Source organism: Tychonema sp. LEGE 06208 (assembly GCF_015207505.1).
GTDB lineage: Bacteria > Cyanobacteriota > Cyanobacteriia > Cyanobacteriales > Microcoleaceae > Microcoleus.
On sequence record NZ_JADEWT010000032.1, the window covers coordinates 1 to 22764 of the forward strand.

The window sequence follows — 22764 nt, forward strand, 5'->3', positions numbered from 1 at the left end:
CAACCAAAGAAACCGGGTTTTTACTGAATCTGTGGGCTATGACAAAGTATTATCGCAAAAAAACCGGTTTCTGACTATTTTTATGGACTGCTCATGATTATTTTAGGGTAGGGAAACGGCATTGCCATATCCGAATTTGCTTGGTTTTGAGATAAACCGATCGCACTCCCTACCATATCCTATTCCCAATAGGACCTTTATAAACTCAATTTATCGTTACCAGGCTCTGCCTGGGAATGCGTATAGCTGGGCGATCGAGTTTTCTTAACTTCTATTTTTGTGGAAGTTTTGCTAGCAAATTTGTATGAAGATATTCACTTTGATGTTATACCTAATCCGGCTTAAATACCTAGAGGGATTAGGCTTGTCTAAGAGCGGTTTTAACCGCCCACTCTTATTAATCGATCGCCCGTGAATTCCTCGCCCTGACTAACAAACCGTGTTTCGGAGCAAAAATCATCGCCAACACAAACAGCAGCGTTTGCAAAACAACAATACATCCGCCCGTCGCCCCATCTATGTGATAGCTGATATAAGTTCCCATGACGCTAGAAAATACCCCACTCGCCATCGCAATTAGCATCATATGGTCAAAATTATCGCTCAATAAATAGGCGGTGGCTCCCGGAGTTACCAACATTGCTACTACTAAAATAATCCCGACAGTCTGAAGTCCAGCCACTGCGGTGAGCGATAGTAAAGATAGCAGCACGTAATAGAGAAACGTGATATTTAAACCGATCGATCGCGCGTGAGTCGAATCAAAACAAAACAAAATTAAATCTTTGCGTAAAACTGCCAGCGTCACTAAGCTGATGACACTAATAATTACAGTTTGAACAATATCCGAATCGGAAATTCCTAAGACATTACCAAATAAGATATGCGTCAAGTCGATCGAACTTCTGACTTTAGAAACTAACACCAAACCAAGGGCAAAAAATCCAGTAAACACTAAACCGATTACCGTATCTTCTTTGATGCGAGTTTTCGCTTTGATAAAGCCGATCGCAATTACGGATCCCACACCAAACACAAACGCCCCCACCGCCAAAGGAATATTCAGCACATAAGCAATCACCACCCCCGGCATCACCGCATGGGAAACCGCGTCACCCATCAATGCCCATCCTTTTAAAGTCATGTAGCACGAAAGCGCCGAACAAACAAGCCCGACTAAAGCACTGATTAAAATTGCTTTTAGCATAAACTCATGCTGCAACGGCGCGGCAAACCACTGAATTAAATCCATTATTTTTTCTCCAAATCGACTTGAGTTAACTGAGATCGGACACCACAATCAATAATCCTATAGGGGCGGGTTCGCGATCGGGCATTAAACCTGCAAACCCACCAAAAAATCCTTTGTTGACATTGCTGCAATATCTCAGGTTGACCGACTTTTGGCAGAGGAAAAATCGCCAACGGAACCGCCAAAAGTTAGCGAAAGATTTTCCTCTGTAAACACATCAGAGGTATTGCCATAGGCGAGAATGCTGCGATTAATTAACACTACTTGGTCGCAAAACGTGGTAATAGACTCTAGATCGTGAGTTGAAACGAGAATTGTATGTCCTGTTTGACGCAGTTCCATCAACAAATCAATCATCAATTTCTCAGTTTTGATATCGACTCCGGCAAAGGGTTCATCCAGTAGCAAAACCGTTGCCTGTTGCGCCAGAGCCCGCGCAAAAAAGGTGCGTTTCTTTTGTCCGCCGGATAACTCTCCGATTTGCCGATCGCGCATCGGCCACATTTCCACCCTTTCCAAGCTTTCTCGCACCACTTGTTTGTCCATCGATCCAGGAATCCGCAACAGATTCATGTACCCATAGCGCCCCATCATCACCACATCGCGAACATTCACCGGAAAATTCCAATCTACCTCTTCCGACTGAGGCACATAGGCAACCAAATTGCGTTTTTGCACTTGACGAATCGGCAACCCATTAATTAAAATGCGTCCGGTATTTGGCTTCACAAACCCCATAATCGCCTTGAACATCGTCGATTTTCCCGCGCCATTCATCCCAACCAAACCGCAAATCGTCCCCGCTTTGAGTTGCAGCGAGGCGCTGTGCAAGGCGACTTTGCCGTGATAGGCAACTGTCACATTCTCAAGATTGATGCCGATTTCATTCATCTTTTTTATTTTCCTTAAGTAACTTTACTTAATTAAACGTAAGATACAGATGGCTAAAAAGCTTGCTGTATGAGAATTCTTCCTTCTTCCGACTTCCATCGGACTGATGACGTTGGACGGAAAGCTCGGGGGGACAGCATTAATAACTAATGACTAATGACTAATGACTAATGACTTCTTCCTTAATTTCCCTGTAACCCTTTTATCAAAGTATTGACATTGTATTCAAGTAACTTAAGATAGGTTGATGCTGGGCCATCCGCTGGAGAGAGAGAATCGACATAAAACACGCCAGCAAATTTTGCGCCTGTTTCCTTGGCTACCTGAAGCTGTCCTTCATTGCTGACGGTACTCTCACAGAATACAGCAGGTATTTGATTTGCTTTGACTGTATTAATCACCCGTTCGACTTGTTTCGGTGTGGATTGCTGTTCGGCGTTGACAGGCCAAATATAAACTTCTTTCAAACCGTAATCGTTAGCAATGTAAGAAAAAGCGCCTTCACAACTTACTATGTAGCGTTTGTCCGGGGGAATGGCAGAAATCGCTTGTTTGAGTTTTTCGTCGATCGCCCGAATTTGTTCACTGTATTTTGCCGCATTTGCGTCATAGGTTGCAGCATTAGCAGGATCGATACTTCCTAAAGCCTTACGAATATTATCAACATAAATCAAAGCATTTTTGGGTGACATCCAAGCATGGGGATTTGGTTTACCTTGATAGGAATCTTCTGAAATATTAACTGGTTGGACTCCCTCGCTCAAAGTAATGTGAGGAACCTTGGGAAAACTGTTATAAAATCGAGTTGCCCAGCGTTCTAAACTCAAGCCATTGTCTAAAATCACATCGGCTTTTTGCCCTCGTGTTAAGTCACTGGGGGTGACTTCGTAGCCGTGAATTTCTGCCCCTGGCTTGGTAATAGATTCAACAGTTGCCTTGTCACCGGCGACGTTCTGAGCCATGTCTGCCAGCACTGTGAAGGTAGTGAGAATGACTTTTTTGTCTTTTCGGGTCAAATCGGTGGCGGTTGGGTCTGAAGCTGGATTTTGGTTGGTTTGAGGCTGGGTCGTCTGAGTGTTGCACCCGCTGAGACAAACTGCCAGCAACAGCCCGAATCCTAGGAGATGATGTTTTTTACTAGGGGGAGAGTCCGGGAGGGGGAGAGGGAAATTTAGGGTAATTTGACGGTTTTTCCGCATATATTCAAAAATTCCAAGTGAACTTCGCTACAGTTTGCTGCTGACGGTACGATCGCCCGCCGCTATTTTTCATAATCGTTTCATTTTTGACTTTACCACAAAATCACAAAGAATGAAAGGATTATGAAAAAGGAATGAATGCGGGCCCGTGCAGCATCAGTCTTGTGTCAAAGAACTCAAATAGTGCTAGTATCTCGCCTGGTCGATCGGCTGTGATGGCGAAGGGCGATCGAACGTTTGGGGGAAAGTTGGGTGAAAATCCGGCGCTGTCCGCCGACTGTAATGGGACGATCGTATGGTTAGTTAGATTGAGATTTTTTTGACCGCAGATATCAGCAGATAAACACAAATGAACGCTGATGGATTTTTGTGATTTTGATGTCAATTTGTTGCAAAAGTTTGCTTTTTTGGCAGTTCAGTGTTATGAACAGGTATGCAAGGGCTGGGAAGAATTTTAACCCTCCCGGAAATCCTTAAATTAATCTAACTTTCTCAATGTCGAAGCAAAAATCAATCTCTATTTCTAAAGTGACTCGCTACCAAAATGCGGCGCTGAATTACTATTTGGGGTTGACGGATTCGCCGTATCTTCATTACGGTTATTGGAAATCTCTACCTGTGCCCGCTGAGGATCTCACTATCGGGCGGCTGCGTTTTGCTCAGCAAGCTTACACAGATAAACTTTTGGATTTTATTCCTAAACAAATTAAGACTGTGTTGGATGTTGGGTGCGGGATTGGCGGAAATGCGGCTTATTTGCTCGATCGCGCTTTTGCAGTGGAAGGGCTAGCACCAGATCCGTTTCAACAACAGCGCTTTCTTAAGTGTACGGGCGATCGGGCAGTTTTTCACCTCACTAAATTTGAAGATTTTCAAGCCACCCATTCCTACGATTTGGTTCTCTTAAGCGAAAGCAGCCAATATATGTCTGCTGTCGATATAGCCAAAGGTGCAGCGGCTGTACTCAATCCTGGAGGCTATCTGCTGCTGGCGGATATGATGCGCTCTAATCCTAATTATACAGAAGGAATGTTTTCTAATTGTCATGTTGTCAAAGAACTTAATGCTGCTTTGTTGCAAGCTGGGTTCACGTTAGTAAAAACTGAGGATATTTCGACTCATATTTTACCGACTATTGATTTGTATGTCGATAGTTTTCGCAGGTACGGACTCAACACAATGATCTATGTTGCGGATTTGATTTCGATTGCGGTTCCGCCCATCCACAAATTCCTGCGCTGGATATTTCGCCGCTGGTTTAAGAAATTGGTGGTTGAAGGCTTGGAGGCGAGTAAACTTTTTGAAGAGCATCTTTGTTATGAAATTCAACTTTGGCAGTTGACAGTTGATAGTTGACAGTTGACAGTTGTTAGTTGTTAGTTGTTAGTTGTTAGTTGTTAGTTGTTAGTTGTTAGTTGTTAGTTGTTAGTTGTTAGTTGTTAGTTGTTAGTTGTTAGTTGTTAGTTGTTAGTTGTTAGTTGTTAGTTGTTAGCAGCAACCAATAACTAATGACTGATGACTGGCCTTCGACTTCGCTCAGGCTAAAATGACTGATGACTATAGCAATCCTAAATGATTCACAAAATTTGTAGATAGTGCCAAGAATGCCTACCCTGGATGGGGGAAACCGAGCGGGGCATTCTCCCTACAATAAATTATACCAATAATCTGAGGATTGCTATAATAAAAGATAACAAATAACAACTAACAACTAACAAATAACAACTAACAAATAACAAATAACAAATAACAAATAACAAATAACAAATAACAAATGACTAATTTCTCACTCCCAATTCTCGAATTCGATTGCACTTTCTACTCCTATCCCTGCGGTTCGCGAGTAGCAATTCAGGACTTAAGCCTCAAAGTCCCCGCCGGGAAGCGCTGCGGGCTGATCGGTCAAAATGGCTGCGGCAAAACCACCTTTTTCTTGTTAGCAAATGGTTTGTACCAACCGCAACAGGGAATCATTCGCTGGGAAGGTGAACCCTTTCGCTACGATCGCAAATCTCTCACGCAACTGCGCCAACAAATCGGACTCGTGTTTCAAAATCCCGAACACCAATTAGTAGCTTCTACGGTAGAAGAAGATATCTCCTACGGGTTGTACAATTTGGGTTTGGCAGAACCGGATATTGCGAGAATGGTGCAAGAGGCGATCGACCAATTCGATCTAAACGAACTCGCCCGCGAACCAATTCACAACCTCAGCTTAGGACAAAAAAAGCGCGTTTCCATCGCCGATATCATGGTTCTCAAGCCCAAACTGCTGCTGCTAGATGAACCTACGGCCTATCTCGATCCGCGTCACACGCGACAACTGATCGGTTTGCTGCAACAAATTCATGCAGCCGGAACCACTATCCTTTTAGCAAGTCACGACCTCGATTTCATCTACCGCTGGGCTGATTGGGTGTTTGTGATGGATCGCGGAAAATTGATTCTAGAAGGAACACCGGAAGCTGTTTTTGCTCAGCGGGATGTCTTGGAACAGTTGCAGCTTGGCGTACCACTGGCGATCGAGCTGATGGAGCAAATAAGGGCGATATTTGAGAAAGATAGTAGCTCACAAATCCCCGCTTTCGAGGAATTGCAACAACAAATTTTAGACACGCGGCGACGGCTTTAAAAATTAAGCAGTTGTGTCATCAGTATGGACTGATCATCCCGTGCATACCGGAATTGATCTTATGCCCCTTTTGATGACGTTACAGACTGTACAATTGGCTGGGAGGGGGAATGTTGAATCAGTCGCATCAATAGGCGCAACCCTTCATTAACTGCGCCAGAATCTGGAAAAATTGTTGCAACATCAGGATCTAGTTGGACTGTTAGGGTGGATTGTTTGCGTCCTTGACCGCGGGCTACAACAGAGAGTTGAGTAAAGTCATATTCGGGGCGCAAATCATCATCCATTTCAGAGGTCTGACTCATAAGCTTTACGTTCTTTGCGGGTAACGGGACGAGCGCTGATTAGGCGCGTGATGCCTGCACGGTCAGTGTAAGCGACAACTAACAATCGTCCTTTGGCTGATTCTCCCATGATAATGAAACGTTGCTCTTGAAAGGAGTGTTCTGGATCACCAAAGGTTAAAAATAACGGATCGTCAAACACAGAAGTGGCTTCATCGAAAGAAACACTATGCTTAGCAAGGTTGCTTCTGGCTTTTTCCTCGTCCCAATCAAACAACATGGGTTCAATTTACAACGTCTGCTTTTTCAGATTATACCAGCATATGTGTCGTCCGACTGCATAAACTACGCCATGCTTCAGCCTTACTGACCAAACGGGGAGAGCGCACTATGCCCGAAAGGCGATTAACTGCGTCTTCCAAAACTCAAAGAATAACAAAATCCCGATCGCCCTGCCGGTGAGAAAAAGTGACAGGCTTTTGTAAAGGTTTGTAAATTGGTAAATTGTTGAGCTAGGGGAAAGAGCGATCGCACTTGCAACCTTCATTTCCTGTTATTTGGTGAGGAGATGAAGAAGTGACGAGGTGCGATCGCTACTCTAATAACTAGCAGTTTGGCTTACCACTAACTTCTCGGCGGTCGGTGTGCATGGGCATTGTTAGGCCGCGATGACTAATGCTGCAAGAACTCATAAACACGGCGCATTCTTAGGAATCGAACAATAGATTAGGACGATTTGTATTCGGGAATGCCCCCAATAGCAATGGCGACCACTGTTGCCAGAGCTAGCTAAGAAAAGCCATCTATAGGCGATTTCATTAATCGCTTAATAGTTTTAGAATTTTCCCAATCCGTACCTAGCGAACCATCAACATCAAGTGGATCTCCCGGATTATGCTTATTCCAGAGGCTTTGGAAGGCTTTAATTCCTAAACTGCGAAGATCGGTCCCTCCCGCAACAAAATCATAATGAGGAGGATCGACAGGTCCAAAATGTCTCCATCCTTGATCTTCGAGGAAAGGTTTCCAAGTCAAGGGTTCATTTATGTCTAACGCTAGGCCACTTTCATGGTTGCTGGTTCCGGGTCGAGCAACAGGATTAGGATTGCACCCACCGAGATGCTTCAGGCGGAACAGTAGGAACTGTTGGGCAAAAGTTCGATACCCAGAATTAATGCTAAGTGTTATGCCGCGCTTATCGATCGCTGCTTTCAATTTTGCTTTAGCGGTAGGTCCCCCTACAAAAGGAACTGCCGCCGCCGCCCTACTGAGAGACACATTGAGATCGTCAATTCTTATGAGTTTACCGGGAGCAACTACATCGAACTCCGCCAGAATCTGATCATTGAGACCCTTAATGATTGGGGTAGAGGGACAAAGACGAAGATTAATTTCTTTGAACAATACCATGATATTTACTCACAAAAAATAATGATTTTGGTTTTTTAGAACTTACTCAGGATCTCGTTCAATCTTTAGCAAGCCCAAAGATTCTAAGACGAAAACACCTGCTACACCATCAGGTGCAAATCCCTGACTGTCTTCAAAATCGATCACTGCTTGTTCGACTTCTTGACCAAAAAGACCATCAATTTGTCCACTATAAAAGTCAAGTTCTTGTAACTTCTGTTGTAGCTTTTCTACATCTGTACCCGTACAGCCTACGTATAAGTTAGGCATCAATTCATTCATTGAATTTGACATGGTTTTGTTCCTCAATTTGATATACCTATACAGTATTAATTCCACCCGGCAAACTTCTGAAACCAACCTGCTCGATCTAATACGTCTTTACCGTAATCACCTCCTGCCGTGACCGAATCAACATCAATTCCTCGATCGAGAGCACGTAAAACGGCTCCAAGTCCGGCATTATAGCTGGCGAGAGTTGCCTTCAGTAGCTGCCTTCCAGTCAACCCTTCACGTTTTTGAACAGCCCTATTATCAGCGAGAAGATCGCAACCATAACGAATATTGGCTCTCGGGTCTTTCCAGTTACCAGTTCTAGCGAAATCATGAGCACCATCATCAATTTGCATCAGCCCACGACCATGCCCAGCATCCCCTGTACCTGCTGCTCCTGGTGGGCTAAGAATTATCCCCCAAAGGGATTCACGCGATCCCACACCGCCAATTACCGAAGGTTGAATGTCAAAGTCTTCAGCCGCTTCCATGATTAAGGTTTCATAACCACGGCTTCTAATCTCATCAAGTTGAGAGATAATTTCACCTTTGGCATAAGATGTTGTGAAAACAAGTCCATCAGGCATCGTAAGTACGTCATAGTAGACATTTGCAGTTTCCTTGCCAATCACACCTCTTAAACTACCGTGATTACCCCCTGGTAGATGAATGTCCTTAAAGCGGATTACACCTTCATTAGATAGATCCAGTCGCTTTTTTTCAGCAAGGTCAAGAAATTTGAAGAGTGTATCTGCATCAAGCAAGTCTGAGGAGCCACTAATTTTCAAAAAGTCTTTCTTGAGCTTGCTAAAGCGTTCTATAGGCAAGTTAGTCATGATTGCAAGCGCATTTCTTTGTTCTTCACTTAGCCCATCACCGATTCCTTCAATTCGTATTGACATACATTTTCCTCAATTTTGAGACTACTGATTCATATTCACTAGAAGCATTTATTTTACATAGCCTTACAGCCGTGCTTTAACGGCTTGTCGAAGGTCTTTTAGCCGAGCTTCTCCCATGCCTGGACAAATTGTATCGACTCGATCGCGGTGTCCAATAATACGGGGAAGACTCTTAGGGGAAGGTTCTCTATCCTTATCAATTGGTGTAGAGACTAAAGTCGTTGGATCAGTAATCCCAATTTTTTTACATAGCTGGGTACACAATGCAACGGTAGAGTCAAATTGCTCATCTGTGATATTGCTTCCCGACAGATGGAAAGACCCTTCCATTGCAATTCCAAAACCATCATTAAATACATCATGTGCACCTTTTTTGCTGTTGGGACGGCCTTCATAGATACGACCACTAGGCATGATCACATAATGATAGCCAATGTCACTAAAGTTTTGGGGAGACTTCATTTCTGATGCTTGAATATCTCTCATTCTTTGTTCTTCAGTGGCTTGACTCGCTGTAACAAACAAAGTTGGAAAGACAGTATGATGTATGGTGATACGTTTCGGACTAGGAAGATCAGCTAAGGAATTGTTCGGTGGTTTTGCTCCCCAAACCCTTCGAGAAATGATTTTTATCTCGCCGCTTTCCAGACGAAGCGTAATTTCTGCGCGATCCTGATCCGACGCAATGACCTCAATCTTGCGATCGCCTGTTTGATTAAAAATCAAGGTAATTTCCCATTTACCTCCTTGGACGCGAGGACGTGCCACTTCAAATTTGTCATCAACTAAGATTAACAACTCATCTCCGTCGTCTACGTTAGTAGTAGTTCCCTTTAAAACAAAGGGTTCGGATGTGTTGGCTTTTGGGGGAAACTCAGTAATTCTTACAGACATAATAAACTCCTGTGAACTTATAGCAGGTCGAACAGTTGATGTTTAAAATCAGCCCTACTCTCAACTCATAAAGATGTTTGAAGGTAAAGAAAGTATGCTTTCTTATAAATTAGAGCTTGAGTAACCGATTTCAATCTAAGTTAATCATGATTTCAGAACTATGGGTCACAAGTTACGCCCAAACAGATGCTCAAGCGGTCTAACTTATAATTGCGTCGCAGATGCAGTAAAAGACTCTTCCTAGTCGGTTTATTCCGCACACCAGCGGTTTATTGAACAGTCTTAACAACTTGTTCTCTGACGTAACTTAAAGAATAAACTACCCCGATCGCCCTGCCGGTGAGAAAAAGTGACAAGCTTTTGTACGGCTGAAATCATCAGTTTTGAATAGCCGGAACACCTTCTGATCTGCCTTAACTCAAAGAATAAACCCCCCCGATCGCCCTGCCGGTGAGAAAAAGTGACATGGTTTTGTAAACTTACGTAAATTCCTCGATCGATAATCGATTTTAGATTTGAGATTGTGGAATTAACCTCCTCCCAAGTCCGGCTTAAATATCCCTCTTACTTCTTAGTCCGCATTGGCGGACTTTGTTTGTGTAAACCTGGTTTCAACCGCCGAATATAAAAGGGACTACGTTGCGGTTAATTAAGTAAATTTGTTTTCTATCCTGAAAAGCAACCCCCACTCAGAATAATCGGTAAATCTACTGAATTAATCAATCAAAATAACAACTATGACAGCAGAAGAAGCGATCGCCCTAATCGACCATCTGTTACACGCGAACAACCAGCAAAAACTCACTGACTTTCAATCCTGCGTCTTTCTGGGAACTTGGGAAGGACATTCTTATCAAGAAATAGCCGATCGCTTAGCCCATCGCTTACTTTATTACGAACACGATTATATCAAACACGTCGGTTCGCATTTGTGGCGAAATCTCTCTCAAATCATCGGCGAAAAAGTCTCAAAGCAAAATCTGCAAGCAGTCTTGCGCCGCTACCAGCATGGCCGCGCATCAGATAACTGCATCCAAGACTGGGGAGAAGCGATCGATGTTTCCGAATTTTACAATCGGCAACAGGAACTCGAAACATTAGAAACTTGGATTAGCGGCAATTCTACTCGTCTGATCGGTATTTTTGGACTTGGCGGTATCGGCAAAACTTCTCTGTCTGTAAAACTCGCTCAGCAAATTCAATCTCAGTTTGAATTCGCGATTTGGCGGAGTTTGCAGCAAGCACCAACCTTAGATGTTATCCTCAGCAATATTTTGCCGATTTTAACTAATTCAGAACACACAAACAATCACTCTATTGATGCTCTCATGGAACAGTTGCGGCAAAAACGCTGTTTGTTAATTTTCGACAATTTGGAGTCGATTTTGCAAGGTGGAAATCGCAGCGGACAATATCAACAAGGCTATGAAGATTACCGACAGTTGTTGGCGCGCATTGCTGACGAACCCCACCGAAGTTGTCTGATTTTAACCGGAAGAGAACAACCGGGCGGGTTTGCTGTGCGATCGGGCGAAAATTTACCCGTGCGATCGCTCAAACTCTTCGGAGTTTCACCGCCAGTATGCCAGCAAATCCTCGCGGCTAAAGGATTAAAGGCAACGCTATTGCAGTGTCAAGATATTGTCAACTACTTTGGCGGCAATCCCCTCGCCCTCAAACTTGCTGCAACAACTATTAAAACACTTTTTGGCGGTGATATTCACGCATTTTTAGTGCAAGGAAATACTGTTTTTAGCGATTTGTGGGATTTGCTCGATCGCCAGTTCGATCGCTTGTCTCCCCTGCAACAAAAAATTATGTACTGGATCGCCATTAATCAAGAAGGAGCGACCCCTGCAAAGTTAAAAACGGAAATTTTGCCCAAAGTTTCGGGAAGGCACCTGATGGAAGCATTGGAGGCGCTAGCTGAACGATCGCTCATCGAAGATCGGCGATCGCTCAATGATACCGCATCAACAAGTTTAATGCTACAACCGGCGATCGTCGAGTATGTCAGAGAATGCTTGCTCCAAACTGCTGAGCAATAAACGATCGCAAACAAACTTACAGCATATTCCAGGTTTATGGAGTGTAGGGACACGGCAATGCCGTGTCCCTACGGGAATCGAACGATAGGCGGGTGTACTTCATAAACATAGAATCTGCTGTAACTTTACGAAAATACTGCGTTTTGGCCCGCAGATTCGGTATAAAAACCCGGTTTCTTGGTCGGATTGCGATCGCGAACTGATTAAGTGCGATCGTACCAACTTTGCAGCGCCAAGCGGTGAACTTCCCGCCAACTAATATTTTTCACTCGCGCAATTTCCGCGCAATCTTCGTATTCCGGTTGCACGTTAACAATCGTTTCTCCAGACTTCGCAACTTTGATCTTGACTTCACCGTATTCTGTTGTAACTGTCTGGATTTCTCGATCCAAAATCGTTCTTTGTTGAGTCGAGATTCTAATTCCCAGAGTAGTAGTCTCCCGAAACATCACAGCTTCGCAAGCATCCTGAAATTCGGGATGACAAATTGCAGTTAACAAAACCCCCAGCCGCGACTTTTTCATCACAACTGGTGCAGTAAAAACATCCAGAGCTCCGGCCGCAAACAAAGCATCAAAAACATAGCCGATCGCCTGCGGACTCAAATCATCAATTTGCGTTTCCAATACCGCAATAGTTTCTATGGAATTGGTAATCGGTAATTGGGAATCGGGAATGGGGAATTGGGAATTAGTAGCCGTCTTTCTCCCACTCTCCCACTCTCCCCCTCTCCCCCTCTCCCCCTCTTCCTTCTTCCCAATCCAGAGGCGCAAAATATTAGGAATTGCCAGATTGCGAGAACCCGCACCCAATCCGATCGCCTGAAGCTGCATCGGCGGCGGCGGGCCAAAAGCAGCAGCGAAAGTACAGGCGATCGCAGTTCCCGTAGGAGTGCACAATTCGCGATCGATCCCGTTGCTATAAACCGGCACTCGGTGCGTTTCCCACAACCGCATCACCGCAGGCGTGGGCACAGCTAACCTACCGTGGGCGGCCTTCACCGTACCCCCACCAGTCGGCATCGGCGAAAAGTAAAACTCGTCAATATCCAACCAATCCAAACCCAAACAAGTACCGACAATATCAATAATTGCATCCGTAGCCCCCACCTCGTGAAAGTGAACCTCGCTTGGGGGTATACCATGTACTGCAGCCTCTGCATCTGCCAATTTGCCAAATACGGCCAAACTCCAAGCTTCCACGCGCGGAGGCAATTTTGCAGAGACGATGATTTGCTCAATTTCTGGCAAATGGCGGTGATGACTGTGGCTAATTTCGGCATCTGCTTCGCCGTGACTGTGAGAATGTTCTTCCCCGTGATGGTGGTGGTGGCGGTTGTCGAAAGTTGGGGATTCAGTTTCCGAGGGATCGAGGGCGGAGTCAGCAGCCGGATTGTTTGATTTTAAGGGCAAATCGGCAGCTATATCGACATAAAATTTAGTTGCTTGTTGAGTATTCCGGTGGACTAATTGGGCCCGCAATTGGTACTCAGTCGAAATGCCGAGTAAGTTGAGTTTTTCGATTAGGTAGTCTAAGGGAACGCCCGCGTGGAGTAGGGCTCCGATACACATATCGCCAGCAATGCCGGTGGGACAGTCAAAATAAGCTATTTTATTCATTATTAGCAATTAATTTTCAACATTGATTGTTTTAGCACATTTGTCGATCGCCCACTTAGCCTACAAAATCTTAACATGGCAATTATTTACGGACTGCATCCAGTTGCACCCCAAAAAGACAGGATCGAGAAGATTGCAAAAGCTCTTAAAGATGGAGCAGTGATGCTTTATCCCACAGATACAGTTTACGCGATCGGCTGCGATCTCAACTCCAAATCAGCCGTAGAACGAGTCAGGCGGATCAAGCAACTATCCAATGATAAGCCTTTAACGTTCCTGTGTTCTTCACTGTCAAATATCACCGAGTATGCGAGTGTCACGGATGAAGCATATCGAATTATCAAGCGGTTAATCCCCGGCCCTTACACATTTGTGCTACCAGCTACCAAGTTAGTGCCCAAATTGGTAATGAGTCCAAAACGCAAAACCACAGGTATTCGTGTTCCCGACCACCCGCTTTGTTTTGCACTTGTGGAAGCCTTGGGAAATCCAATTATTTCCACATCCGCTCACATTACCACTGATGAAGAAGGTACAGCAGCAGTGCCGTCTGGAAAAGAAGAAAGCTTTGGCAAAGCTGAACTTTTTGATTGTTTTTTAAAGTTAGTAGATATCATTGTCGATGATGATTCCGATCCCGGTCATCACATTTCTACCATTCTCGATTTAACAGCAAGTGAACCAATTGTTGTTCGTCGCGGCTTGGGATGGGAAGCAGCCGCTGGTTGGGTAAAAGATTAAAATTTGAGGGGGCGGCTTAAGTGCAAAAATCGCACAAAACCCGCCCCAAATTTTTAACTCATCCACTCGTGTGATATCGTTTCCGATTGCATCGGTATTGTTCAAATATTCAAATATTCAAATATTCAAATGTCCAAACAGTCAACAGCCAACAGTTATTTCTGATTGCATTGATCTTGTCCAAATGTCCAAATATTTAAACAGTTAACAGTCAACAGTCAACAATGATTTCTGAATTCAACCGGAATTGATATCAAGCCTCAACCTTAACTCCTTTCCAAAAAGCAACATATCCTGCAATATTCTTAGCAGCATCTTTTGGAGTAGGATAGTACCAAGCAGCATCCTTATTCACTTCCCCGCCGACTTCCACACTGTAGTAACTAGCAACACCTTTCCAACCGCAAGTAGTGTGAGTGCTGCTATCCTTGAAATACTCGCGGTTGATTGCATCCGCCGGGAAATAATAGTTGTTGTCTACAACTTCGCACTTATCGCTTTCTGCCAAAACGGCACCATTCCAAATTGCTTTCGGCATCGGTTTCTCTGGTTAAATTTAGATTCTCAAATATTGTAACTGTATTTGTGCTCAAAAGACCTAGAATAGGGTAGAAGTCAACAACCAATTACTACAAATGTCAGGGTCGAATCCGCCAACATCTCTCGCGCCCTCATCCCTCGAACAATCCCTCAAACATTTTTTTGGCTATGACTCTTTCCGCACCGGGCAGCGGGAAATTGTCGAAGCTGCTTTACAAAAACGCGATATGATGATTGTCATGCCGACTGGCGGTGGCAAGTCTTTGTGTTTTCAATTACCGGCTTTGTTGAAACCGGGACTGACTGTGGTTGTTTCGCCGCTGATTGCTCTGATGCAAGACCAGGTGGAAGCTTTGCAGGATAATGGCATTGGGGCGACTTTTCTTAACAGCACTTTGAGCGCGATGGAAACCCGATCGCGCCAAACAGCAATTCTCGAAGGTAAAATTAAATTGCTGTACGTTGCGCCCGAAAGATTGTTGGGTGAAAGATTTTTGCCGTTTTTGGATATAGTAGCAGAAAAGTTAGGAATTTCGGCATTTGCGATCGACGAAGCCCACTGCGTTTCAGAATGGGGACACGACTTTCGACCAGAATACAGGCAAATGCAGCGAGTGCGCGATCGCTACCCAAACATCCCCATTATGGGACTCACCGCCACCGCCACCGAGCGCGTCCGTGAAGACATCATCCAGCAGCTAAATCTGCGAAATCCCTACATCCACGTCGCCAGCTTCAACCGCCCCAATTTATACTACGAAGTTCGCCCCAAAACCAAACACAGTTTTGCCCAAGTTTTGCAAATCATCCAAAAAAAAGGCGGTTCAGGAATCATCTACTGTCTCAGCCGCAAAAAAGTTGACGAAGTTGCCTACAAATTGCAACAAAGCGGCATCCAAGCTTTACCCTATCACGCCGGCATGAGCGATAGCGATCGCACAACCAACCAAACCCGCTTCATTCGCGACGACGTACAAGTAATGGTAGCAACAGTCGCCTTCGGTATGGGAATCAACAAACCCGACGTGCGGTTTGTAATTCACCACGACTTACCCAAAAATCTCGAAGGTTACTATCAAGAATCAGGCCGCGCAGGCCGAGACAACGAACCGTCCCACTGCACCTTATTTTTTGGATTCGGCGATGTCAAAACCATCGAATACATCATCGAGCAAAAACCAGACGAACAAGAACAAAGAATAGCCCGCCAACAGTTACGGCGAGTAATTAACTATGCAGAATCCAGCGAGTGCCGCCGCACAGTCCAATTAAATTATTTTGGCGATTCATTTCCCGGCAATTGTGGCAATTGCGACAACTGTTGCAACAAAAAACCAGTTGAAGATTGGACAATAGAAGCAATGAAATTTCTTTCCTGCATCGCGAGATGCCAAGAGAAATTCGGCATGAATCATATTATCGACGTACTGCGCGGCTCAAAAAATCAAAAAATATTGCAATACCAGCACCAGCAACTTTCTACTTACGGCATTGGCAAAGACAGAAGTGCAGAGGATTGGAAAAGATTGAGCCGTTCGCTGATCAATCAAGGTTTATTAGATGAAAAAACCGACGGTTTTCCCATCTTGAAACTCAACGAGAAAAGTTGGGAAATCATGAAACGCCAGCGAACTGTTGAAATTGCCATAGAAGCACAGCGAGAAGTACAGGGAAGAGTGCGGTCTTTGGCTGTAGAAGTCGAAGGTTTATTTGCCATACTTCGCACGCTACGAAAACAAATTGCCGACGAACAATTTGTGCCGCCTTACGTAGTTTTTGCCGATAGAAGCTTGCGAGACATGGCAGAAAAACGCCCGCAAAATCTCACCGAATTTGAGGATGTTTACGGTGTTGGTAGCAATAAACGAAATAAGTACGGTAAGGTTTTTTTAGAGGCAATTCACACTTTTTGTAAAGAACAAGGATTGTCCACAGGTGCTGCACCTTCTGATGTGGTTAATCCTCCCAATCTTGCTAATGTTCCGTCTTATTCGCAGATGCAAACCTGGGAATTGCACAAGCAAGGTGTGACTGTAGAAGTTATTGCAGAAATGCGGGGGATGAGCCAGAATACTATTGCGGGACATTTGGTAGAATTGATGGATACGGGCCGGGAAGTTGATATAAATTTGTTGGTGGAATCGGAACGCCAGCAGGCTATTGTAAACGCTATTGAAGTTATTGGAGATGAACGGTTGAGAGCGATTTATGATTTTTTACAAGAATGTTATACGTTTGAGGAGATTAAGTTTGTGCGGGCTTGGTGGCGGCAAAATTATGTTAGTTTTTAACCGCAGATGTTGGCTGATGGACGCTGACAATTAATGGATTGGAGGGGGAAATGAGCATCAATAAAGTAGATTTTTTATATTTTATGAGAGTGGCTTTTTGAACTAATCTATTTTTCTGATTTTGCCTTACTGGTTGGGGTGTCTGGTGTTGGCAAAATTGAAGTGTTTAAGGGAATTTTGAGGTTGACAAAAATAGCGAATGGTGTTTTGTTAAATGGCTGAGGGCGGGATATTACATTTTCGACAATTGATGAGGATGTGGAGTACAAATGGCAAGGGAAGTTTGAAACAAAAAGTGACGCTGAGGGGAATTGTCGGATCTAAAATCCGGCTGATGTTTATAAAGTTGTGTTTTCTAGTAAGGGTTATGATGAGGCACAGTATTGGCTTTTAGAGGATGAGTATGAAGCCGTGGAAAGGCGGCGCAGAGTGTCGGAGTTGGTTTGAATGATACAGTTCCCAGAGGTCGCGCTTTTTGACAATTTGGGATGTAAGGGCGATCGCTAAACTTATCAGGTAATTATGGTAATCTCAAAGTTAGGTAACTAGGACTGACAAGAATGGAGGAATGTGACAACACAATTTTTCTGTCCATATCTCGATAGTGAGGTTGAACTCACTGAAGAGCGAGAACTACATATTGTCGAGACACATCCCGATTTGCTACAATCTTATCAGGAAAGAATTGCTAAAACTCTAGCTGATCCAGATGAGGTTCGATGTGATTTACGTTTCGGCAATACTCTTCTATTTTCACAGCAGTCTGGTAAGGGTCGCAAGGGTAGGTATGTTGTAGTAGCTGTTGTGAATGATACAGATCCCACACAGCGCTATTGGATCGTGACAGCTTACTTAACAAAAAATGTTACCCAAGGAGAGATAATATGGCAGAAAAATTAACTTTTAAATACGATGCTATTGGGGATATTTTGTACGTCAATAAATGTTCACCTTATGCAGAGCAAGAATCGCAAGAACTAGACTATGGAATTGTAGCTCGTCTCAATCCTGACACGGAGGAAATTGAAAATCTGGAAGTTATGTTTTTCTCAAAGCGGTTGCGAGAAAGTAATGTATTTGAATTACCAATTGTCGGTGATTTGCACTTGAGTTATCAGACTTAAAAAAGAATGGATTAAATCTGTCTAAAATAGTGTATTCTCAACCGAAACGGCACGAAGGCTTGGGATTTTCGTGGCTTTTTTGAAAAACACAGGCGAGGGGCGATCGCACTTTGTGACAATTTGGGATTTAAGGGCGATCGCTCTTTTTCAGTAACTAGGATTTCAGAAGCTAAGGTTTTGGCTTAATCTCTGGTAATTTAAAACTTAATTAGTAATATGGATAAAATCAAGGAGTTTCAGTTTTAATTCTGCTGCTTATTATTACATAATTATTCTGATAATCGGCAAGCTTTTCTTTAGCTTTAACTTCCACAAATGTACCTTGAGGAATAGCATTTAACAAGTTGATCGCCTGCTGCAATTTTGATTGAGCATTCTGCCAGACTTCTTTAGAATGAGGTGGCTTATTCACGATGACGGCAGCTTCCCATGCTAGTTTTTTGGCGGCTTCTAAATTAGTGGCTGCTTTCTGTTCAGTGACGATTCTATTAGTAATCGCCTGATAGTTAGTTCGATAAACACTTAGCTTTTCTTGAGCTTGAGTTGCAACAGGCGAACTGTCTGGAATTGCCTCTAACAATTTGATTGATTCCTGCCACTTCACTTGTACTTGCTGCCAATTTTCTAGTGGATGAGGCGGGTTTTGAGTCATAACGGCAGCTTCCATTGCTAGTTTTTGGGCTGCTGGCAAATTTGTTGCTGTTGGGTCTGGCGGAGAAGCTGGTGTTAAGGTGGGTGAAGGTTCAGAATTTGTTTTTTGCTCTCCAATACTTAGGGGAATTTCAAAAGTTGCTATCGTCTGCTGAACCTGTGAAAGTTGAAAGTTAGTTTTCCAGCCGATATAACCCAAAACTCCTAGAGTCAGTGTGGATAGTATCAGTATCCAGCCACTTTTACCCCCGCGTCTTTGATCAGAAGACATGGTACGCTCAATAGGATTTAGAGATTCTCCTGTCTGTGTATATCTTTCGCTTCGCTTACGACTAGGTTTTTTTTGTTCCTTGTGACGGCGTTCTTCTTCTAACTGTTTAAGAGATTGTTCGACCTGTCCTCTTAACCTATTAGCCCGGTCAATTAAAGCATTAGCTTTTTCTTTTAAAGATACACATTCATTGAAGATAATTTCTAATGTTGTAGTTTGACCCTCGTAAGATATAATAAGCCCATGCTCTTCATCAAACCATTCTATCGCAAACACTGATTCCCCAAAGTAAGAAATCAAAGCTTTTATGCGCTCAATTGGCTCGACATTACGTTCAAGATATTGTACGAGAATATCCAGTTTTGGGTGAACCTGTTTTAGCTGTTCTTGAGCTACCTTTATTTGCTGAACCTGTTGCCTTAAACTTTGCTCTTCATCAAAGTCTATGTGAATTCTTAAATTTTCATCAATTTGCCTTACTTCTTCTGGGATACTTAGAGATTTCCTTTCCCATTCTAGCTGGATCAATAATTGTGAATCAGTTAAAATATTTTCTGCTATATTCTTTAAACCATCGCCCCACTCAATTAAGTTTTCAACATTTTCTATTAAGTCAGCAAGAGACGTTTCCTTATCTGGATCGCCCAGTTTTTCAAAAAGTAAGCCACTCCCTGCCGATACAAGTGCATCTACTAAAAATCCACCAGGTAGGAACAAGCCGGCAACTGCCCCTAACCAAGGTATCGCTCCCAAGAATCCTTTATTGAATCTCTCATTATTTAATACTTCTTCAAGTTCCTTGCCAATAGTATTTAGTCGCTTTATAAGATTATCGATCTTCCCAATTTCACGTCTGATTTCGCTAGGATTGCCAATAGTAAGTTTCATTGCCTCGGCAATTTCTGGCAGTTGGTTTAGAAGGTTTTCAATGTCAGCCATGATTTACTCTCCTTTAGAGTGGGGGAATCCCCACTCTAGTTTATCACTAATGGTTTAACAGCTAGCTAATTAAAACTTCCACTCGTGGTTTGGATCGGCGAGAGCAGCCTGCACAGAAGATAAATTAGCCAGTTCTTTAAACGGGCTAGACTTAGCAAGCTCTGTAATCGAATCTAATGCTAATCCCAGTTGCTCATTATTACCAGATGCTATTGCTCGATCGACCACATCGAAAAGTTGCTGAAAATTTTTCGATCGTTCATCAAAGGAGCGATCGAGGTACTCCATTAACAAGTCACGTTGAGCTTTAATCTTGGCGAGGCTTTCCTTTTCCCAGGCTTTGATTTCACGCCGCTTTGTCCGCTCTTGTTCAGCGATTTGCTTGTACTCAAAGTAATGTGCAGTAAGTTGCTGCAAGGCATCAGCACCGCTAACAAACGCTGCCATTTTGCTCATTGTTAATTTCCTCACATATTCCGGTATTTTGCTTGAATATTCGCCACTGTTGAATTCAGATTTCCTTGGCTGTCTAACACAGGGGTTTTCATAATTTCTACAAGGGCTTTCACTAGCATTAGTGCCTGTTGAAACTTAGCAGCATCTTGAACTATATCAAAGGGTTTTGATTCAAGTTCGTTGAGAAGTAGAGCAACGCGGCTATCTAAATCAGACACCAATTTGCCTAATTCTTTGACTCGCCGTTCGACTTGTCTGATGAAATCTCTAGCCTCTTCAATTTTGGCAACTTCAACGTTAACCTGAGCTTCGTATTCACGTGCTTTCGTTAAAGCTTCCTCACCTTTACCTGCAATTTGGAAACCGCCAACAGCTAAAGCAGGGCCAAGTGCAATACCTCCGAGTACAGCGCCACCTAGTGCCATGCTGCCACCGCCTAACCACGCCGCCACACCAGACATACCGAGTTGAGAAACAGCTACATTGGTACTAAACAAGCCAAAAAATTGAGGAACTGCGACTGTCCCAAAAGTTTGCGCCACGCCTACTGCTGTAGCGCCAGCAGCCGCGCCTGCCCCTGCGGATGAAGTCACACCTTGGAATACTTCCTGACCTTCCAGCGCGACAGTTTTGTATTCTTTGAGCTGCTGAATTGATATGCCTTCTAGTCCAGCTAAAAATTTCATATCACTTTGGGAAGCTTTCTGGCCAATGCGTTCGATGAAAGCCACAAACTGCCCAATAGTACGATGCCTTACACGAATTTGCAGTTGACCGTAAACTTCTGCTAATCTGTTGGCTGCTTCCCAGTCTACTTTTAGATCGCTGACTGCTTTCTCGTGTCGATGTTGGGCTCGTTCTCCTATTTCCTTGGCTTCATTCATTTTGCCCATGCCTTCAGAGCCTTTAACCGATCCATACGCAGCCGCAGCCACAGCTAAAGCGCCCATAATAAACGGAATTACAAAAATCATAAACCACTCCTTTTATTCCCAGTAAATCAATCACCCAAAGACACGTTTAGCTCCCAATTTTTATCCTTCATCTCTTGATATGAATATGTCAAGTCGCCGCGCCTACCGATCTGAATTGTGTAAAACTCTGCTTTTCGTATTCCATTCACTTCGATAGCAAATTGGCAGTGGTTATCAGATATTATTTTACCTGTGCCTAACTCTCCAGTCGCAATAGTTTCTCCTTTATGATCTTTTACTAGCACCTGCCTACCACTTTTAATATCCCCGTAACCTCCTTTTCCATTACAAAACTGACCCACTCCACCGAAGAAGTCATCCTTGAGTGTTAGTGAGCCTTTAATATTGTGATTGAAACCTAAAAAAGGTATTCCTTTAAAGGTTAGAGTTGCTAAGACAATAACTCCTACTACAATCAAACGTTTTTGACGATCGGGATTTTCATTAAGATAATTTTTGCCGATGTCTAACAATTCTTTAAATTTTCGTTCTCTAAGCAAATCAATAATCGGAGTCAATAGATCAGTCAAATTTGCAAATTTATCTGTTGATAATTTTTTTGAATCTGAACTAACCTCTGCCTTTAGCTCAAACTCTCGATTCCAAGCCGGGAAATCTTCACCCACCTGCTGCCCGTAAACCTTCACAGAAGCGATCGCCCCCGCCTTCAAATTCGTCAACTCCCTGCGGACAATCCTGATAGAAACCTCCTCATCAGGAACCCGATCGCCCTCCAACATCACCTGCAAACAACCATCTTGCAAACTCGCAGTCGCCGTAATTCCCTTATTTTGCAACGGCAGATTTAACAGAGATGCGATCGCCTCCACATCCCCAAGCTTAGCCCGTTCCTTCAAGCTAAGCTGATTGGACTCCGTATTATCACTAGAACTTGCCCGCCCCTGTGTGACATTTGCAACAGGCAACTTTAGCCCCGCCACTTCAAACTCTTGACTCCACGCCGGCACCTTTGCGCCCGTCTGTCGCCCGTAAACCTTGACTTTCTCAATCGAGGCAGCCCCCAAACCAGCGATCGACTTACTCACCCACGCCGCCAAAACTTGCTGACTAGGCGCTTCTGCCGCTTCCAGCATCACCTGTAAACAACCATCCTTAAGGGAAGCTGCGGCGGTGATGCCCTTGGCTTGTAGCTGACGGTTCAGCAGAAGCGCGATCGCCTTTGCATCTCCCTGTTTAGCGAGTTCCAGAATATTCGGTTGTGTCATAACAGGTAGATACAAGTAGCGCTTAGCATAATCTTTTGCTCTCTTAAGTATAAATCTTTCCCTAAATACCAAAGCTTGTCAAGCCATATTTAGTCATATTTAGTAGTTTTTTTCCATCCCAACTAGGCCATAAAAAGTAACATTTAG

24 protein-coding genes are annotated in these 22764 nt (G+C 43.7%); 7 read left to right on the forward strand and 17 right to left on the reverse strand.

The genetic code is table 11. The features are described from left to right. Positions 1–397: 397 nt before the first annotated feature. The 4 genes from IQ263_RS10930 to IQ263_RS10945 form a co-directional block, all read right to left on the reverse strand. Positions 398–1252, reverse strand: coding sequence for a metal ABC transporter permease (locus IQ263_RS10930; RefSeq protein ID WP_194067449.1), 855 nt, complete (start codon positions 1250–1252; stop codon positions 398–400). Between the two features lie 135 nt (positions 1253–1387). Then, positions 1388–2143, reverse strand: a complete 756-nt coding sequence (locus IQ263_RS10935; protein WP_194067450.1) for a metal ABC transporter ATP-binding protein — start codon at positions 2141–2143, stop codon at positions 1388–1390. Between the two features lie 182 nt (positions 2144–2325). After that, a complete protein-coding gene (locus IQ263_RS10940) occupies positions 2326–3342 on the reverse strand; it encodes a metal ABC transporter substrate-binding protein (protein WP_194067451.1) in 1017 nt (338 codons plus the stop codon). 121 nt (positions 3343–3463) lie between these two features. After that, positions 3464–3727: a hypothetical protein gene (locus tag IQ263_RS10945; protein WP_194067452.1), complete on the reverse strand. Its 264-nt coding sequence runs from the start codon at positions 3725–3727 to the stop codon at positions 3464–3466. A gap of 110 nt (positions 3728–3837) precedes the next feature. On the opposite strand from IQ263_RS10945, the gene IQ263_RS10950 reads away from it, so the two are divergent. Continuing rightward, positions 3838–4698, forward strand: a complete 861-nt coding sequence (locus IQ263_RS10950) for a class I SAM-dependent methyltransferase (protein WP_194067453.1) — start codon at positions 3838–3840, stop codon at positions 4696–4698. A 418-nt stretch (positions 4699–5116) separates the two neighbouring features. Then, entirely contained in the window at positions 5117–5974 is an 858-nt protein-coding gene (locus IQ263_RS10955) for an energy-coupling factor ABC transporter ATP-binding protein (protein WP_194067454.1), read from the forward strand. 59 nt (positions 5975–6033) lie between these two features. Here the strand turns inward: IQ263_RS10955 and IQ263_RS10960 are convergent, their stop codons facing one another. The 7 genes from IQ263_RS10960 to IQ263_RS10990 all read right to left on the reverse strand — a co-directional run bounded on the left by IQ263_RS10960 (position 6034) and on the right by IQ263_RS10990 (position 9737). Continuing rightward, positions 6034–6279 (reverse strand): hypothetical protein, encoded by a 246-nt coding sequence (locus tag IQ263_RS10960; RefSeq protein ID WP_194067455.1) that lies wholly within the window; start codon positions 6277–6279, stop codon positions 6034–6036. Next, positions 6263–6538 (reverse strand): BrnT family toxin, encoded by a 276-nt coding sequence (locus tag IQ263_RS10965; protein ID WP_194067456.1) that lies wholly within the window; start codon positions 6536–6538, stop codon positions 6263–6265. The genes IQ263_RS10960 and IQ263_RS10965 overlap by 17 nt, the downstream gene beginning before the upstream one ends. Positions 6539–6646: 108 nt before the next feature. Beyond that, positions 6647–6805 (reverse strand): hypothetical protein, encoded by a 159-nt coding sequence (locus tag IQ263_RS10970; RefSeq protein WP_194067457.1) that lies wholly within the window; start codon positions 6803–6805, stop codon positions 6647–6649. 242 nt (positions 6806–7047) lie between these two features. Further along, on the reverse strand, positions 7048–7668 hold the full coding sequence (locus IQ263_RS10975) for a M15 family metallopeptidase (protein ID WP_194067458.1): 621 nt from the start codon (positions 7666–7668) through the stop codon (positions 7048–7050). A 42-nt stretch (positions 7669–7710) separates the two neighbouring features. Further along, on the reverse strand, positions 7711–7962 hold the full coding sequence (locus IQ263_RS10980) for a peptidoglycan-binding domain-containing protein (RefSeq protein WP_194067459.1): 252 nt from the start codon (positions 7960–7962) through the stop codon (positions 7711–7713). A gap of 35 nt (positions 7963–7997) precedes the next feature. Further along, positions 7998–8843: a transglycosylase SLT domain-containing protein gene (locus IQ263_RS10985; RefSeq protein ID WP_194067460.1), complete on the reverse strand. Its 846-nt coding sequence runs from the start codon at positions 8841–8843 to the stop codon at positions 7998–8000. A gap of 63 nt (positions 8844–8906) precedes the next feature. After that, the gene (locus IQ263_RS10990) at positions 8907–9737 is read right to left on the reverse strand and encodes a peptidoglycan recognition protein family protein (protein ID WP_194067461.1); all 831 of its coding nucleotides are present in this window, start codon (positions 9735–9737) and stop codon (positions 8907–8909) included. A 737-nt stretch (positions 9738–10474) separates the two neighbouring features. On the opposite strand from IQ263_RS10990, the gene IQ263_RS10995 reads away from it, so the two are divergent. Next, entirely contained in the window at positions 10475–11785 is a 1311-nt protein-coding gene (locus IQ263_RS10995) for a helix-turn-helix domain-containing protein (protein WP_194067462.1), read from the forward strand. Between the two features lie 203 nt (positions 11786–11988). Here the strand turns inward: IQ263_RS10995 and larC are convergent, their stop codons facing one another. Then, positions 11989–13404: a nickel pincer cofactor biosynthesis protein LarC gene (gene larC, locus IQ263_RS11000; protein ID WP_194067463.1), complete on the reverse strand. Its 1416-nt coding sequence runs from the start codon at positions 13402–13404 to the stop codon at positions 11989–11991. Between the two features lie 75 nt (positions 13405–13479). Between larC and IQ263_RS11005 the strand changes: the two genes are divergently transcribed. Continuing rightward, on the forward strand, positions 13480–14145 hold the full coding sequence (locus tag IQ263_RS11005) for an L-threonylcarbamoyladenylate synthase (protein ID WP_194067464.1): 666 nt from the start codon (positions 13480–13482) through the stop codon (positions 14143–14145). Between the two features lie 253 nt (positions 14146–14398). Here the strand turns inward: IQ263_RS11005 and IQ263_RS11010 are convergent, their stop codons facing one another. Further along, positions 14399–14683, reverse strand: a complete 285-nt coding sequence (locus IQ263_RS11010; RefSeq protein ID WP_194012269.1) for a DUF427 domain-containing protein — start codon at positions 14681–14683, stop codon at positions 14399–14401. A gap of 97 nt (positions 14684–14780) precedes the next feature. Between IQ263_RS11010 and recQ the strand changes: the two genes are divergently transcribed. The 3 genes from recQ to IQ263_RS11025 all read left to right on the forward strand — a co-directional run bounded on the left by recQ (position 14781) and on the right by IQ263_RS11025 (position 18100). Next, positions 14781–16976 carry a DNA helicase RecQ gene (recQ, locus tag IQ263_RS11015; protein ID WP_194067465.1) on the forward strand — a complete coding sequence of 732 codons (2196 nt, stop codon included), beginning with the start codon at positions 14781–14783 and terminating at the stop codon, positions 16974–16976. Positions 16977–17546: 570 nt separating this feature from the next. Continuing rightward, positions 17547–17876, forward strand: a complete 330-nt coding sequence (locus IQ263_RS11020) for a hypothetical protein (protein WP_194063715.1) — start codon at positions 17547–17549, stop codon at positions 17874–17876. Further along, positions 17861–18100, forward strand: coding sequence for a DUF2283 domain-containing protein (locus IQ263_RS11025; RefSeq protein ID WP_194067466.1), 240 nt, complete (start codon positions 17861–17863; stop codon positions 18098–18100). Before IQ263_RS11020 ends, IQ263_RS11025 begins: the two co-directional genes overlap by 16 nt. Before the next feature lie 226 nt (positions 18101–18326). Here the strand turns inward: IQ263_RS11025 and IQ263_RS11030 are convergent, their stop codons facing one another. The 4 genes from IQ263_RS11030 to IQ263_RS11045 form a co-directional block, all read right to left on the reverse strand. After that, positions 18327–19961, reverse strand: coding sequence for a hypothetical protein (locus tag IQ263_RS11030; protein WP_194067467.1), 1635 nt, complete (start codon positions 19959–19961; stop codon positions 18327–18329). A gap of 69 nt (positions 19962–20030) precedes the next feature. Next, positions 20031–20417 (reverse strand): hypothetical protein, encoded by a 387-nt coding sequence (locus IQ263_RS28460; protein ID WP_228049967.1) that lies wholly within the window; start codon positions 20415–20417, stop codon positions 20031–20033. Between the two features lie 11 nt (positions 20418–20428). Next, complete coding sequence (locus IQ263_RS11040) at positions 20429–21391, reverse strand: hypothetical protein (protein WP_194067468.1); 963 nt, start codon at positions 21389–21391, stop codon at positions 20429–20431. A gap of 26 nt (positions 21392–21417) precedes the next feature. Further along, the gene (locus IQ263_RS11045) at positions 21418–22617 is read right to left on the reverse strand and encodes a hypothetical protein (protein ID WP_194067469.1); all 1200 of its coding nucleotides are present in this window, start codon (positions 22615–22617) and stop codon (positions 21418–21420) included. Positions 22618–22764: the final 147 nt, after the last annotated feature.